Source organism: Metallosphaera sedula DSM 5348 (assembly GCF_000016605.1).
Taxonomy (GTDB): domain Archaea; phylum Thermoproteota; class Thermoprotei_A; order Sulfolobales; family Sulfolobaceae; genus Metallosphaera; species Metallosphaera sedula.
The window spans coordinates 1571286-1586659 of the sequence record NC_009440.1 but is presented as its reverse complement, the minus strand read 5'-3'; the positions used below and the strand labels follow the sequence as shown (position 1 = coordinate 1586659).

The window sequence follows — 15374 nt, the reverse complement described above, 5'->3', positions numbered from 1 at the left end:
ACCCCTAGAGTGATGTGTAACCAGTCGTCCAGGCATAGTAAACCTCAATAGTGAGCGGACTGTCTATCGTTATATTTGGCTGAGTATATGGGGTTCCATTAACATAGGTAACATATTGCAACCAATCTAAGGCACTATAGCTTTGAGGGGGGCTATCATTAAAACTAACATAGAAACAATTGATAACAATCGGGAAATTGTCAATCACATAGGTGCCGTTTGTATAGACAGTTCCTACATAGCCAATCACATAGGTACCGTTTCTTATCCAATAAGGATTATTATAGGTATATTCTGTAGAATTCAATTCGAATAAGCCGCTATTTGAGCCAGGGTTACCAAGGTAAGGAGTAATTTTAGTCACATTTGGCGGAGCTGCTACTCCATATTTATTGGTATATACACCATAGTATATATTTACTTTATAAAGAGAATAATCATTTTCGAATACCAAATCTAAGATATTTGAAGAAGAACTAAATGGGTTAACAAAGATAATGTAGCTATCTGCTGTGTATGATTTACCATTATATACGCTTTTAACCAGCATATAGTGTTTATGTATGTTAGTAGAATTAATATAGAACTGATTGGTCAAAATAGTGATATTTACGTAACCGGCTAATACATTGATATTTTGGGTACCAGTTACTGTGTACCTATTTCCATCAATTAAAATATTTACGTTTTCACCATTAAATGATTGAACTTCTAGATTTACATAGTCAGTTATAGGCGTATAGTTGGCGGTTAGGGTGGCGGTACCACCTGTTAAACTTACACTAATTGAACTAGAGGTAGTAGAATTTGCAGTAACTTGTCCCCCCAGTATCCAGTTGTGAAACACCCCTGTTACAATAGATCCATTAGGTCTCTCATAAAACACGTATTCAGGAGCCTTGACCACAAAAGTTCCTGTCTGATTTGGAAACGCTATAGGTGTGGTGTAGTTCTTGTACGGCCCATTAATGTTTGTAGTCACGTTAGTGGCTACTCCAATAGGTCCATTAGGCTCAGCGATCTCAGCTGCGATAACTAGACCACCCTTAGCTGAGGTAGAGTATGGTCCAATAGACGATTTGGGTGTAAGGAAGAAAACGTTGCCTAGGGAGGTCACAATGATGATGGGTTTCCCTTGAACGTAACTAGGAAGGGTCAGATTAGTGAACGCGTTAATTGTGATAGGGTAATGATAAGAAAGGTTTAACCATACTCCACCTTGGAGGTAAAGGATCTTCACAATGGTGAGGTTGGTAGGCGGAACAAAGGTACCGTTGGTGTAGTAGAACTCTATGGAGGAATTGGCGTAGTAAATCGCAGGATGTCCATATTCGACTTGCTTAACCTGAAGGTTCTTGAGGAAAATGTAGTTATTGACTAGTGCCAGTTTCTCGGTACCTGTCTGTTGGGTATTTGTGAAGAATGTAATCATGGGAATGGAGATTACCAAGACTACAATAATAAGCATGAGAATTGCAATGGCATTAGTTAAACCTCTTGAGAGTCTCATAGCTCATAGCCTCCGTATTCCCACTGTTGGACATCTGTGATGTAGTAAGGATAGTTCATGTTAAATGAATACGGCGGATTAAATGAATAAGTTCCTAAAGGATAATCCACTTTAATATAGCAAGGATTGGATAACAACTGAGAAAAACTCTCTGGGTTATTCTGATCTAATATCTGAAATTGCCCACTAAAGGGTCCATATAAGTAAACCTTTGTAAAATAAATAGTAGTTCCATTCTTAAAATATAGTCTTTCCACACCATTATTAGTTGTAGGCCCTATTACAAAACTGTTATTTACTTGAATCAGCTGTCCAGCAATATCTCCAATCACGGATGGCCTGCAGCTAATACAACTTACACCCGATGGAAATGAAAAACTATTGTTCACAAGCATGGCGTAATACACGCTAGATTGAGTATAGATCCCGTAAACCTTGCCACTTCCGTTTACGAAGACAATATCTGTCCCCTTGATCGAAACATTCGAGTTAGGTGAAGATAGTCCATTAAATTCGTAACAATTAATCTCCCCAGCATACATGAAAAATTTTCCCAGAATTTTTTTGAGAAGAGTTTCGGAAGTATAATTGAACGAAATATTATAATAAGACGGGAACTGTATAAGATGGTATCCATAGGTTAAGTTTAGCTTAATGCCGGAGGAGTTTAAGAGGTAGGTCTTGTTATCTATTTTTACTGGAATAGTTTTATTTAATGATGAGAGTGACAAGTTTGAAAGTGAGAGTGACAAGAGAGAGTGCCTTTTTAAAATTGTTACGTTAGGGGCCAATGGAATATTCTTAGGCACTATCTGAACCTCATACTTAGTAGTCTGAGCTTTATAAATCGCAGTTATTACAGTTGCAGAGAACACAGTGACGGACGTTGAAAGTTGATTCGTTGCACTAAGTGTTCCTCCCACTATGGACCAGTTCTGGAAGGTTCCAGTCAGTCCGTACTGAGGTAGGAAAACAGTCTGGTTCTTATCAGTTAGGGGATAGGTCCCAGGCGTAACATAGTAAACCTGAGGTGTAATCGAGCTACTTCCCGTGGTCGGGAAAATGACCTGAACAGACACAGGTATGAACTTAGACCCATTCTCGACAAAGGACGCGATGTACACCGGGAGTTTCCCTGCTGGTCCCTGCACATTCACTGTGTTGATCGAGGTATTTGGGTTCAGGAAATACACATTACCTTCGCCCGACACCATGATGATAGGTTTATTAAACGCCTTACTCGGAAGCGGTATGAACGTGTTTCCCGCAACAACCAGGGAACCCTTTAACACAGGGCTCCATGTTGTTCCGTTGTAGTAGTAGATCTGCGTCACGTTTAACGGGTATGGAATCGACGTGAAGAGAACTTGAAGGTATGGTGACTTGCTTGAGTTATAGTAAACGTTTGGGTTCCCCCTAAACACCTGGTTCACCTCCTGTGTCTGTCCCTCGAGGTATCCAGTTGCCTGTTGTGATCCCTGATTCGAGTAGATTTGTGTCGAACTCATAAAAAGATAGGCTGGAACTATGACTGCAACAAGTAAAATGAACATTAGGACCATGAAAATGGGTACTGATATGGCTCTCCTGATCATGAGGAGGGCACCCCCGTGAAAGTGTAACCTATCCTGAAGGTATCCCCTTGACCGTAAAGAACCCATATCACAATTATATCCCCCTGTTGGTACCCCTTCGCAAACACAGTTACTGGGGTATTGAAGGGGACGCTGTACGCGGTCAAGGGAGAATTATACAGAATTTGACCATTCAAGTCATATATTCTTGAGATGATCTCTGCCCTATCTAAAGCCCCGGTAACCGAGTAGACCTTAAAGGTTGAGGAGCTTGGAGGACTGGTAGGTGTAACTAAGGAGATTGACGGCTCAAAACTTTGTGGGACGTAAAAGGCAACTATGGAAACATTCCCGCTCTCTGCCGGATCATAAACTTCCAGAACCAAGCTACCTGACGTTGAATTGACCAGGAGAGGTCCAACGCTGAGAGTCGTTTGTGAAGCGATATTGCTAGCAGTCTGTTCCTCAGATGTTAGAATTATCTGAGGATAGAGCACCGAGATCGAGAAAGCGACTATAGCAATTCCCAAAGCCACAACTACGGAAATTAATATTATCTCTTGGACTATGTTTTCAGGCATGAACTTCTATATAAATAGCAATCTTCAGTGTAAATAAGTTTTAATGAATTGGGATGGAAAACTTGGCTAGGGTTGAGTTTTCGGAATAAGTCCTTGGAACCGCTCCCGATCATTTTCAGACCGAGTAAAATTGATTTTCAATGTCGATATAAAAATTAACAAAATCTATAACTATTTAAGAAGTTTTGATCTGATGACTCAGGTTCGGCACAGATTTCGCGTGAAATCTCTTCATTGACTTAAATACTAGCTAACTGATTTTATAATATGCCGTCAGTGGTGGTAACTCTTCTAGTGGTCCTCGTTACATTAATGCTAGCGATAGGTGTATTTGGTCTTTACAATTCTTACTTTTCCACCCAAGGCTCAACAATTGCGGGAAATGAGATTGTAGTATCTCAATCGAAGCAAACCGAGATCTTCGTGTCACCTATAACATTCAAGGGGATAGGGCCCAGCTACACTTATTTTAATGTATCGTTTCTACTATGGTACTCTGCTCCAGTGAAGAATGTGGTTCTAGTTCCATTCGTGGTTAATCCTTTGCCTGGTCTGGGAACTTACCTGTATAGTCCCCAAGGAAATCCTAACGCAACTATTCTCATGAATTACTCGGGAGGCCTTAAGATATTGCCCCACTTCACGCTTAATTCGCCTGTTTATACTCCACAGGGGCAACAACTTAAGTCAGGAGTACCAGCATACAACGCGTCAAGCACCGGGACATATATTGTACATTTCGTTGTGAAGCCAGGTCAGATCGTTGTGGTCTGGGTCTTAACGCATGAGTTCGGGAAGTGGTATAGGCTCGGCTACTTCTTCGTGAACCCAGCTGATGCTGGTTTAGGACTTTATGTTGTAACGCACACAGGCAATTATCTAGGAAATAGTAAACAAGTGAATTTCCAAGCACCTCATCTATTCACCAACAACCAGGGAGTTCAGACAGGTCTATGGTTTGAACCGCTGGGTAATGCTACAACGAATTCTACCATATTTTATGCCACATTAAATACTACTAATAACAATTTTTACTATCTAAAAATATATCAAAGCGGATATAATATTTACGTTAGTTCCAATTACAGTAAGAGCAATGGAAATCCCCAACTTCTAGGTTCAGTATCTCCATTTAATTGGTATTTCCTAAACTTTACTTACGGTCATCAAACAGGTAATAATGTAATACTTTTTAGTGATACTGGAAAAATTATTGGAAGTGTTGCTTTTCCTATTGGTCAAACTAATGGGTCCGAGTTGAAAATTAGTTTTGGTTCCAATAGTTTTACAGACGCTATATCTCAAGCGTTCTTAGTGACAAAACAAAGCAATAGTCCAGGCACGGATACATCTTTCTATAACGTATCTACCACTATGCTTACTCATGGTCCATATTATAATAATACTATGGCGTATAATTGGACTATCAATCATGCTCAACAGTCTCTAAACGGAATAGTCTATTGGAACTTTGTGTATCCATCCTCCTCTCCACCAGCTATATTATCTGCTATAGTTTGGTATTGGCCGTCGGGATCAGGTCATTATAAATATGCTAGCATTACATACTTGATGGAATCTGGGCCTAATACCTGGATAATAGGATAGTCTTTTTTAAAGACTCTCGTTAAAAACAACTTCTTTCATGTGGTTACAAGGTAAATGTCTGCATCGCTGATGAGAGTAAATCTTTTTTGATGTATTCCCCTTTAGTTGTAGGGACCCGTAGCTCAGCCAGGATAGAGCGCCGGCCTCCTAAGCGGAGGCAAGAGTGAGCCGAGGGTCGGGGGTCCGAATCCCCCCGGGTCCGCTTTTCACTTTGTTATTCCAGAAAGTCTTGAACCTTATTCACGTCAAAACTATCAACCATGAAAGATCCCACAAGGTCAAACACCTTCGTAGATTCACGAAGGATAACGAAGTCGCTCGTCACTGACGTTCCCTGAGACGCGATAATCTCCTTGTCTGCCCTATTCACGACACTCACGTCTAAACCTAGCCTCCTTAACTTCCCCGCTATCTCACCGCTCATACTAACCTGAGAATCTAGAACTATCCTGAACTTTAGCCCAAGCGAGATTAGGAGCTCCCCCACAGACACTAAGGCGTTCACTAACCTTGAGTCGCCCTTCTTTCTCCCTAGCCCGAGGTCTCTTACAAAGTTGTCGTCGCAGAGGAAGAGCTGTTCCCCATCCCAGGCGTTCACTAGACTCAAGCCAACGTTGAACCCATCCAAGATCAAGGGTTCCTCCAACTTCACTTTACCCTTGATCATCTCAACCTCCTTCTTGGGATGAATACATCTAAAAAGGAGAAGTCTTTCCTCTCCGTTTAGTCCATATCTCCCCGTTACCAGATCCAGCGAGGGCTTGCTTCCATATCCCCTATCTAGAAGGTACCTATAATCAAGAATTGCCTCCCTTAATTGCTCTCTCCACGATATCAATTACCTCCTCCTTTGTTCCCTTCTCTATCATTACTGATCCAAAGGTCCCTCTTCCTCCTCCCTTTCCTCCCGCCTTTACGAGCTCCGTTACGACGGTGGACACGTTGAGGTCCTTGCTAGTTCCAATCTCTATCTGTAGCTTCCCATTAACCTGGTTAACGTGAATCACAACAACTCCCTGAGTTGAAGTCAATCTCCTCATAGCCTCCCTCTCCAGATCCTCATCCTTCAGACTTGGTAGTATCACGATCTTGACCTTCCCAACGTTCCTGGTTTCCACATGTTTCTCAAGGTCATCTAGGTATTGCCTCCTGTAGAAGGCTATTAACTCCTTCATCCTCTCGTTCTCTTCCTTCAATTTCTCAACTCTGCTCTCAATCTGCGAGGTTGACGTCTCAAGTTTGCTCGCTAACCCCTCAAGCTTGTCCTCTAGGTTCCCCGCATAAGACGAGATGACGTCCCCAGCCACGTACTCCAGCCTAATTATCCCATCCTGTATTTTCTCAACGTTGACTATCTTGATTCCGCCAATGTCAGCAGTGTTTGCAACGTGTGTTCCTCCACAGCTCTCCACGTCCCAGTCCTTTATCTCAAGGAGCCTGATCACTGCCTTGTTGGGCACTCCTCCCTCGTAAATTGAGACCCCGTACTTAGTTTCGGCCTCAGTCCTGTTTATCTCAAATGGAGTCACGGGCCTCCTATCATCCACGACGAGGTTGGCCATTTCCTCTATCCTTTTCACCTCCTCCCTTGTGAGGTTCCTGTGATGGGTTATGTCAAGCCTGGCCTTCTCTGGGGTTTTCTCTGCGCCAGCCTGCCATACGTGATCACCGAGGAGCTTCTTCGCGGCTGCTAGAACAACGTGAGTTCCGGTGTGGTGTCTCATCATCCTGAACCTCCTGACCCAGTCGATCTCGCCCTTTACCTTGTCCCCTTCCTTCGCTGAGATCTCCCTCTCTAGAACGTGAACTACCACATCACCAACCTTTTGTGTATCCACAACTTTTACCCTTTGTCCATCCAGTAGAAGCCATCCCTGATCTCCCAACTGTCCACCGCCCTCCGGGTAGAACACGGTCCTATCCAGCACGAGGTATTTACCCAGAGACTTAACGATGACGCCCTCAAAGTTCCTGGCATATTGATCCTTGTAGTATAACTTCTCCGTTGGAGGTAAGTCCTTTACCTGTTTCACAACCTCTGGCGGTAACTTCGTGGTATCCCATTCCTTCTTGACAGGAGCACTCTGGTGCCTCTTCGCGACTATTGAGTAGAAGTTATGCGGAACTTCAACCTTAAGACCCTTAGACCTCATCTCCTCAGCCATCAGGTCTGGGGGAATTCCCTGGGAGTCGTACAGCTGGATCAGGTCCTCAACACCAATCTCCTTCTTCTTGGTAAGCGAGCTAACCACAGAGCTCATCCTGTTGAGTATCTCGTTGAACTTCTCCTGTTCAAGGTTGACTGCGTCCAGTATGTAGTCCCTGTTCCTCACGAGTTGAGTGAAGTCCTTTCCCCAGAAGCCTATCTGCATATCCACTAGCTCCGAGAGTCTCACATCCACGTTCAAGAGCTTCAGGGTCCTGAGGGCTCTCCTTATCAACAGCCTTCCAAGGTATCCTTCACCTCCGCTTGAGGGGACAAGGCCATCCCCAAGCATGAGCGCAATCGTCTTTGTGTGGTCAAGTACTTGGAACACCCTGGCAGCCCTGGTTAATTCCTCACTAACCTCCTTAACGGGAAGACCCATTGCCTTTGCGACCTGTTCCCTATGTCCCTGGATCGTGGAAGGAACGTCAGGGTCAATCCTTCCTGCAAACCTTGACGCAACTTTCAGCATATCTGGATTCAAGCTGGGTAGACCGAGTTTTTCAAGAAACTTGTCCACTAACTCCCCATATATTGCGTGGAAGGCAGTTGGCGTTTTCTGGGTGAACCAAGCGAGCCTCTCTATCCCGTATCCTGTATCCACGATCTTGAGCTTCAGGGGTACGTACTCTCCATCCCTTATCTCGTATTGCATGAACACAAGGGTTGCTAGCTCAAGCCCCCCCACAGTTACTTCAAATGACGGTCCTGCATTTCCTCCTCCCTCCCACCAGGACTCCTTGAAGTTGAGCAGTTCCTCAGGTATTCCCATCTCCTTCGTGAAGAACTCCTTGGCGTAGGCAACAGTCTCATCCTTCCAATACAGGAACTTATCGGGGTAGTTGAACGCATGATGACCACCCATCTCGAAGGTCGTGAGATGTCTCCCGAAGGTTATCCCAACGTTATCAACGTCATCCATTCTAATGCAGGGTTGTGAAACGACCAGGGGATTGGCAGGTGGTGGAGAGATCCCGCTCGTGATATATGGCTGAAAATCAACGATACTCGCAATCGTGAGGTAGAGGTCCTCTCTCCATCTTGCTAGCACCGGTTTCGGTGGGATTATCTCGTGCCCATTCCTCCTGAAGAAGTCCAGGAACCTCCTCCTAGCCTCACTCACGCTCCAATTGAGGTTGCTCTCCTTCATGTCCAGGAAGTAGTAGTCTGAACATGGGATATCTGCACAGTCCTCCCTGGTCTTGTCCTTGCTCCAGAAAGGAGTTTTACATACCTTACATTCCCTTCTTAGGTAATCGTGATCAAGAAAGAACTTGAGCCTGTACTCCTCCTGATTTCCCTTCATATCGAGTAGAATAAAAACCCGAGAGGATTAAAACGTCTTCTAAAAAACTACCTAATTTATCCGAACAGGGAGGAGAGTCCTCCAGCAATTTCCTCGTCGCTTGGACCCTTCTTCTCCTCCTCTTCCTTCTTCTCCTCCTTCTTTGCCTCCTGTGCTGGAGCTGCAGCTGGTGCAGCGGCGACGGGCATTGCGGTAGCGTTCTTTAGAACTTCGTCAATGTTTACCTCCTTTAGGGCAGCCACTACTGCCTTCACTCTGACCTCGTCAACCTCAACTCCAGCAGCACTGAGTACGCTTTTCACTGCGTCCTCAGTTATTTCCTTCTTTGCTGTGTGCAAAAGCAAACTTGCGTATATGTATTCCATTTCGATCACCTATGAAGTGGTGGATCCGCTTTAAAAAACTAATTTATCCGAACAGGGAGGAGAGTCCTCCTCCTACGTCCTCGTCGCTTGGACCCTTCTTCTCCTCCTCTTCCTTCTTCTCCTCCTTCTTCTCTTGCTGGACCGTCTGTTGTTTTGGAACCTCTACCCCTAGATCTACCTTCCCACCCAAGGCCGAGACCAATGCGTAGGCCTTGGCTACTGCCCTGCTTAGGACTGAGTTGGCAGTGTCTGGAGTTAGGAAGCCCGACTCTCCAGCAAGGGCTAATGCTCTCATGTGGGCCTTCCCTATGGTCAACTTGAGGACCTCTGGCACTGGGTAGGCTATCTCGACGCCTAGAGCTAGGGAATTTCTTGAGGCCTCTGCGACCATGGAGGAATATTGATCTAGGTTGATCTCCAGCTCACTTACTGGTATAACTAACCCTTCGTGATATGCAGCCTTAAGTTTCAGCTTGACGTAGACTGGCATTATTCCTAACTTCTGAAGTATTGGGGCAGCCTCAGGAGGTATTGGATCCCCAGGCTTCGCGATCACGGTGTCCTTCACTACATGAACCTTACCATCCTGTACCTTGGTCTGAACCTTGAGCTTTCCAAAGGTGCTGAGTATTGGTCCTGCAGTCATTCCAGTGTCTCCTGCGGGAATCACGACCTCCTCGTCCGCCTTGTCTCCGGGCATTGGATACCTCTTTAGCTTAAACTTGGATAGGAAGATTGAGATCGCAAAGGGGTTGTCATTGGAGAAAATGAAGGCGTTACTCCCCGTGATATAGTTCTCGATTTTGCTGACGTCAATCCCTGCCCTCTTCGCAGCAATTAGGAAGAGGGTGTTCTTGGTCACTTTGATCTCTGCCTTTCCCCTTAACTTTTTCCTAATCTCGTGTAGCTTGTCTGTGGGGAATCCTTGGATGTCAGCAATCATGACGGTGCTAGAGTTCTTGATCTTTTCCTCTAGCTCAGCTACTTCGTCAATCTTCCATTTTGGGATTTTCCTTTCCTCTGTTATGCTCATGGTGATCACTTCAGATTAATCTGAACTGGTTTACCCATAGAGGTTTTCACGTATATAGCTTTGATGTAGGCTGGCCCCTTTATCTTTCCCTCTATGCTATTGAGGACAGCGAACACATTCTCCGCAAGGTCCCCAGATGGCTGATCCTCGGTTCCAACGAAGGTCTGGGTCTGTGGCTGGTCCTTTGTTTTCACTAGGGTAGATCTCTTATATCTGAGAATGTACTCAGAAACATCTGAAGATGAGGGTAAGGGGGTTGGAAACTTCCCCCTGGGTCCTAGGGACGGACCCAAGATCCTACCTGCTAGGGACATGGAGTCCTGAGCTATAAGGAACCATTGATTCTTACTCGCTAGCTTCTTCACGGCCCTCTTTGCGCCCTGGAGTTTCTGAAGTTCCTCCTTGGACAGGATAACGTTGGGTTCAGCCCTCTTTGCCGATTCCATCTGTTCCAGCGACGGAACCACAAGGACGTTCCTGGGCTTTGATGGCGGTTTCGGTAGGACTATTGCCTCCCTGAGCTTTATGTCACCCCTCTTCATGTCCACGTCCTTAAAGGCGATGATCAACTCGACGCTTTGTGTGAACCCCCTCTTGGGGTTATTCTCCTTAGAGAGTGCCTGCTTAACTGCCTCCTCAATTTTCTCCTTTGGGACTATCATTTAATCACCCTGAAGACCACTTTTCCTCCATTTCCTTTATCTTATCGTCATATTTACCTTCTTCTACTTCTCTCACCACTAGCTTGGGATCCTTGTTATCCACTGTTAGGCCAATTGATTTAGCTGTTCCCAGGATACTCTTCACAGCTCCCTTCAGTTCCTTGGCTGTTAGGGATGGCTTCTTCGAGATAGCGACCTCAATCACATCATCCATGGAGATGTTACCTATTTTCTTGTGCTCTGGATCCCCAGATGGACCGCTTGCTCCTGCCTTCTTCACAAGGAGAGAAGTAGTGGTCGGAACTCCCACGGACACCTCATACTTCTTAGTGTCCGTGTCCACGTCCAGTGTGACGGGGACTGTCATCCCCTTGAACTGAGACGTGGCCTCATTTATCTTCTTGACCACTTCCCCAACGTTTAACCCAAGTTGGGATAGGGTTGGGGCGAGGGGTGGACCGGGTTTTACGTTCCCTCCCTCTACCACTACTTTTATGGATTTTTTAGCCATGAAATTTCACCTTACGTCTTTTTAACGGGTCTAATTTGGTCTACAGGTATTGTTACCTGTAGAGGAAAGGCCGATTCTAGTATATTTAAAACTACTTCTCCGCGATCCGCATTATAACTCATGACCTGGGCCTGCATTCCCCTGAATGGGCCTGACACGACCTCCACCATGTCACCTGTCTTTATGGAAGGACCTGTCTGCTTCTTTGATACCATCTTCATAATGTCATCCTTGGGAACAAGCCCAGGGGCAACGCCTCTCACATGCCTGATACCAGCGATGATGAACTTCACCACATGTGGACCAGAACTCTCCACAATAACATATCCCTTGAGTCCTGGCGGGACTATGATGGAGTAAACGTCTCCAATGCCGTTTGTCTTAATTCTCTCCTCAAGCATAATTGCGACACTTATTTCCTGACCCCCTGTAACCTTCACGGCATAGAAGTTCCTAACTTTCGGTGCTTCCACTTAGCATCCCTCTAACCTAGAAGAATAGAGAAGGCTAATTGGACTAGAAATGCCAGTAAGCCTACGAAGAGAAGGACAATAAGTGTTACTCTCAAGTTCAGGTAGAACATGCTCTTGTCTGGTTTCTTGGCGACGCTGATTATCCTTTTCCAATCTTCCCTGAGTTTCTTTATCCTATCAGCTAAGCCCATACTCACTATCTTTCCCGTGAAAATATTAATTTAACTGAGAGGCCGTGGAATGAACTACTTGCCTAGGTATACGAAAATGGATCTTAACTTAATAATCTGTCCGCGAACCAATCTGGGTCAAACTTAATAAGGGATTCGTAATCCTGACCCATTCCCAGATAGATCACGGGTTTCCCCAGCTTATATGCCAGAGAAAGGGCTACTCCTCCCTTGGCGTCTGCATCAACCTTCGTGAGGATAACGGCGTCATACCCCACGTTCTTCTCGAAATACTCAGCCTGTTGTAGTGCATCATTTCCTGCCAGCGAATCTAGAACAAGGATCTTGAGGTCTGGCTTGGCTACCCTTACCACTCTCTTGAGTTCCTCCGTTAAGTCCTTGTCGGTATGCATCCTTCCGGCCGTGTCCACTAGGACTACGTCTATACCTCTACTCTTGGCGGACTGGATTGCGTCAAAGGCCACTGAGGCTGGATCTCCCCCATATTTTCCCTTGACCAGTGGAACCTCGAGTTTAGTTGCATGATAGGCGAGCTGTTCCTGAGCCGCTGCCCTGAAGGTGTCTGAAGCAGCTATGATCACGGATAACCCATTCTTCCTAAGTAACATGGCGAACTTTGCAATTGTGGTCGTCTTCCCCACGCCGTTAACTCCAAAGAACACTATAACGTAGGGTTTCTTGGAACTCTTAATGGTTTCAATCATGTCTCTTTCTCTGTAATTTTTTCTTAGAATCTCCCTTAGTGATTTTTTTAGTGACTCCTGTATAAGCTCCTCAATGTTTTCCCTTCTTGAGACCTTCTGACCCACAAGGGTGTTCTTCAGGTCCTCTAAGATCTTATCCGTTACCTCGAGGGAGACGTCATCTTCAAGGAGTTCTATCCTGAGCTCCTCAATGAGGTCAGAGATGTCCTCCTCCTTAATTTCCCTGTACTTGAAGAAACTAAAGAAGCCAGACTTGGACTCCTTCTCCTTGGGTTTTTCCTCAACCTCTTTCCTAGACTGTACCGGTTGAGCTGGTTGAGGCGTTGGTTCCTGTGGTGGCTGAGACACAGTCTCTTGTGAGGGTTGAGCTTGAGAAGGAGAGATTTGAGGAACATTTTCCTCCTGTTTTTGTTCCTCCCTAGGTTCCTCTTTCTCGAACTTATTGGAAAGTTTCTCTGTAAAGGACGAAAAGGCTTTCTTTAACCTGTCGAAACAGTTCACTCACCTTGCTGTTGCTGAGCCCTGTTCAGAATCTCGGCTATCTGGGTGTAGGCATTAACTGCATTGTTAAGCCGGGCCGTAATGTCCTGGAGGCTCTTATTTAGCTGTTCTTCCCTTTCGTCGAGTATCTTGGAAGCCTGATCTGGCTCGATCTCGGCGTAATAGCCTAAACCCAAGTTAACCAAGACCTTTGAGGAAGGAATCTCTGTGACCTTCAACAGAACAAACCCTCTTCTATCTGCAGATAACAGGAGGTCCTTCCCCTGTCCCTTTATTAGGTTAATTGCCTCCTTGGCACTCCTTGCTGCATTAAGCGACTCCGCTATCTCGTCCCTAAGCTTCTGAAGAGCGTCTATCTCCTTTCTGAGTGCATCTGCTTGAGCCAGCAAATCCTCTAGGCTAACCACCATTCTGTTGTTGGATTCAGCCATTTCTATCACAATATTATTTTATCTATCTTAGATAGTTCTTTTATCCTTTTTTCTTTAACCGTTGACGGATCTACTTCCTTGATCTCTAGGAAGGTTATGTTCCTCCTCTTGATCTTGTTTTTGCTTCCCAGATCCATGTAAACCTTCTCTTTCGCTTGTTCTTCGTTAAGCGCTCTCACGTACTTAGTGAAGCTCTGCCTTACTGGAAATTCGCTCTCGTTGAAGAGAGCAGCCCCCTTAACCATGAAAGTTTTAACTTCAGTCATCTCAATCACTAAAGGCTCTTTGTATTCTTAAAATCTCTGGCCCGGTAGTTGAGGAGCCAACGAGTATTCCATGGCTATTTGCCACCATTCCGCTTCTGATGAAAGCGCTTCCAAAGTTCACAGTCCCCACGTCTAGGTTAACCTTGAAAAATGAACTTAACGACTTAACCTCCTCCTCTGTCGCCTCAACATGAAGGAGACCTCCCTTTGATGTGACAACTCCCGCTGACCCAACAACCAAAACTTGAGCAATAGTTCCTTTCCTTATCTCCTTAACGTTCAAGGCCTTACCAATGATGTTCATCTCAGCATCGGAAAATTCAGGATAGACCAGGGCCGCATTATCATTAGCCAAGATAACATTACCTAGGGCAGTGGCTCTAACGTCAACTACTTCAATGTTTACGTCCTTAGCAACGCTCTTAATTGCGTTAATTTCAACGTCTCTTACGATCCTAGGAAGGAGAATTGTTTCATTATTTCCAGCTACAAATATCCCCGTCAGGAAACTGTCAGCGACGGTGGTCTCGATAAGCTCTGTATTAAGGTTCTCCTGTATTATGCTCTTGCTTTGTTTATCTAGATTGGTCGGGATAATGGTGTACTTATCGTTTGTAAAAATGTAAACTCCGATGTTGTCGCTACCGAATATGCTAAATCTTTGTAGATTCATTAAGGCTTCACTGCTAGCTTCACAAGAAAAGTCTTTTCTCCTATCTTAGTGACTACCACTCTCACTCTTCTCGTTATTTTATCCTTAGAGTTTGAAGAGATATAGCTAAGTAGAAATGGATCTAGAATCACTTTTTCTGCACCAAAGTGCCTCGATACAGTCCCCCTTATCAGATTGACCGCGCTCTTGAACTTCTTTGGCCTTTTGGAGTCGTGTGCTTTCCTTAAGTTTATAACCATCTCAAAATTATCCTTCTGCTCCATGGTTTACACCTTAAGGTCGTTTCTTCTCCAGTTCCTTCTCTTTGGATTAAATCTAACTTCGCCGTTGGTCTTGAGAATGACCCAGGCTGGTACGGAGGAGTTTGACTTTAGTGCCTTGTTTAACCTCTTCTTTAGACCAGATGGTTTGTATCTGCTCATTTCCAACCCCTCTCCCTTATCTGGATCTTAAAGTCTCTCTTTGACTGACCCGCTATTTGGGATAAGATCTCCTTAAGCTCTTCGTCTGTGACAGGCACCCTTATCCTTCCGCTTTGAGCTAGGGCAATTAGCTGGTCCTCCAGCGATTCTGCTAGTTCTGGTTTGACTAACTTTACGTTACTTAGCCTCTGTCTTGCCTCTGGCGTCAAAATGGAACGAAGTAAAGCATCCTTCCTTGCCTCTAGTTCTGCTTTCCTTTGTCTCTCCTCAGCAGCCCTCCTGCTCTCTGTTTGAGCCCTTCTCCTTAGAAGTTCCTCAAGCTCTGGATCAGAATAGTCATCCTGGGACATTTATCCT

The 15374-nt window shown here is 45.0% G+C and carries 19 protein-coding genes and 1 tRNA gene; 2 read left to right on the top strand and 18 right to left on the bottom strand.

Going from position 1 to position 15374, the window contains the following annotated elements:
• Positions 1 to 4: 4 nt before the first annotated feature.
• Genes MSED_RS08355 through MSED_RS08345 form a run of 3 tightly spaced genes read right to left on the bottom strand, consistent with a single transcriptional unit; the run spans position 5 to position 3665 of the window.
• Entirely contained in the window at positions 5 to 1510 is a 1506-nt protein-coding gene (locus MSED_RS08355) for a hypothetical protein (protein ID WP_012021585.1), read from the bottom strand.
• Entirely contained in the window at positions 1507 to 3105 is a 1599-nt protein-coding gene (locus tag MSED_RS08350; RefSeq protein WP_012021584.1) for a hypothetical protein, read from the bottom strand. Before MSED_RS08350 ends, MSED_RS08355 begins: the two co-directional genes overlap by 4 nt.
• Entirely contained in the window at positions 3102 to 3665 is a 564-nt protein-coding gene (locus MSED_RS08345) for a hypothetical protein (protein WP_012021583.1), read from the bottom strand. The genes MSED_RS08350 and MSED_RS08345 overlap by 4 nt, the downstream gene beginning before the upstream one ends.
• A 267-nt stretch (positions 3666 to 3932) precedes the next feature.
• On the opposite strand from MSED_RS08345, the gene MSED_RS08340 reads away from it, so the two are divergent.
• Positions 3933 to 5273: a hypothetical protein gene (locus tag MSED_RS08340; protein ID WP_012021582.1), complete on the top strand. Its 1341-nt coding sequence runs from the start codon at positions 3933 to 3935 to the stop codon at positions 5271 to 5273.
• 111 nt (positions 5274 to 5384) lie between these two features.
• A tRNA-Arg gene (locus MSED_RS08335) sits at positions 5385 to 5475 on the top strand.
• Between the two features lie 12 nt (positions 5476 to 5487).
• On the opposite strand, the gene MSED_RS08330 is transcribed toward MSED_RS08335, so the two are convergent.
• The 15 genes from MSED_RS08330 to MSED_RS08260 all read right to left on the bottom strand — a co-directional run bounded on the left by MSED_RS08330 (position 5488) and on the right by MSED_RS08260 (position 15367).
• Entirely contained in the window at positions 5488 to 6111 is a 624-nt protein-coding gene (locus MSED_RS08330) for a DUF434 domain-containing protein (RefSeq protein ID WP_012021581.1), read from the bottom strand.
• Entirely contained in the window at positions 6071 to 8785 is a 2715-nt protein-coding gene (alaS, locus tag MSED_RS08325; RefSeq protein WP_012021580.1) for an alanine--tRNA ligase, read from the bottom strand. Before alaS ends, MSED_RS08330 begins: the two co-directional genes overlap by 41 nt.
• Before the next feature lie 56 nt (positions 8786 to 8841).
• Positions 8842 to 9150, bottom strand: coding sequence for a 50S ribosomal protein P1 (rpl12p, locus tag MSED_RS08320; protein ID WP_012021579.1), 309 nt, complete (start codon positions 9148 to 9150; stop codon positions 8842 to 8844).
• Between the two features lie 43 nt (positions 9151 to 9193).
• The gene (locus MSED_RS08315; RefSeq protein WP_187146782.1) at positions 9194 to 10192 is read right to left on the bottom strand and encodes a 50S ribosomal protein L10; all 999 of its coding nucleotides are present in this window, start codon (positions 10190 to 10192) and stop codon (positions 9194 to 9196) included.
• A complete protein-coding gene (locus MSED_RS08310) occupies positions 10189 to 10845 on the bottom strand; it encodes a 50S ribosomal protein L1 (RefSeq protein WP_012021577.1) in 657 nt (218 codons plus the stop codon). The genes MSED_RS08315 and MSED_RS08310 overlap by 4 nt, the downstream gene beginning before the upstream one ends.
• 4 nt (positions 10846 to 10849) lie before the next feature.
• The gene (locus MSED_RS08305; RefSeq protein ID WP_012021576.1) at positions 10850 to 11356 is read right to left on the bottom strand and encodes a 50S ribosomal protein L11; all 507 of its coding nucleotides are present in this window, start codon (positions 11354 to 11356) and stop codon (positions 10850 to 10852) included.
• Positions 11357 to 11367: 11 nt separating this feature from the next.
• Complete coding sequence (locus tag MSED_RS08300) at positions 11368 to 11829, bottom strand: transcription elongation factor Spt5 (RefSeq protein ID WP_012021575.1); 462 nt, start codon at positions 11827 to 11829, stop codon at positions 11368 to 11370.
• An 11-nt stretch (positions 11830 to 11840) separates the two neighbouring features.
• A complete protein-coding gene (locus tag MSED_RS08295) occupies positions 11841 to 12020 on the bottom strand; it encodes a preprotein translocase subunit SecE (RefSeq protein ID WP_012021574.1) in 180 nt (59 codons plus the stop codon).
• Between the two features lie 83 nt (positions 12021 to 12103).
• Positions 12104 to 13225: a signal recognition particle-docking protein FtsY gene (gene ftsY, locus MSED_RS08290; protein ID WP_012021573.1), complete on the bottom strand. Its 1122-nt coding sequence runs from the start codon at positions 13223 to 13225 to the stop codon at positions 12104 to 12106.
• A complete protein-coding gene (pfdA, locus tag MSED_RS08285; RefSeq protein WP_012021572.1) occupies positions 13222 to 13656 on the bottom strand; it encodes a prefoldin subunit alpha in 435 nt (144 codons plus the stop codon). Before pfdA ends, ftsY begins: the two co-directional genes overlap by 4 nt.
• Before the next feature lie 5 nt (positions 13657 to 13661).
• Positions 13662 to 13922 carry a 50S ribosomal protein L18Ae gene (rpl18a, locus tag MSED_RS08280; RefSeq protein WP_012021571.1) on the bottom strand — a complete coding sequence of 87 codons (261 nt, stop codon included), beginning with the start codon at positions 13920 to 13922 and terminating at the stop codon, positions 13662 to 13664.
• 1 nt (position 13923) lies between these two features.
• Complete coding sequence (locus MSED_RS08275; RefSeq protein ID WP_012021570.1) at positions 13924 to 14595, bottom strand: translation initiation factor IF-6; 672 nt, start codon at positions 14593 to 14595, stop codon at positions 13924 to 13926.
• Positions 14595 to 14858 (bottom strand): 50S ribosomal protein L31e, encoded by a 264-nt coding sequence (locus MSED_RS08270; protein WP_012021569.1) that lies wholly within the window; start codon positions 14856 to 14858, stop codon positions 14595 to 14597. The genes MSED_RS08275 and MSED_RS08270 overlap by 1 nt, the downstream gene beginning before the upstream one ends.
• A gap of 3 nt (positions 14859 to 14861) precedes the next feature.
• Positions 14862 to 15017 (bottom strand): 50S ribosomal protein L39e, encoded by a 156-nt coding sequence (locus MSED_RS08265; RefSeq protein ID WP_012021568.1) that lies wholly within the window; start codon positions 15015 to 15017, stop codon positions 14862 to 14864.
• Positions 15014 to 15367 (bottom strand): DNA-binding protein, encoded by a 354-nt coding sequence (locus MSED_RS08260; protein ID WP_012021567.1) that lies wholly within the window; start codon positions 15365 to 15367, stop codon positions 15014 to 15016. The genes MSED_RS08265 and MSED_RS08260 overlap by 4 nt, the downstream gene beginning before the upstream one ends.
• Between the last annotated feature and the right edge of the window lie 7 nt (positions 15368 to 15374).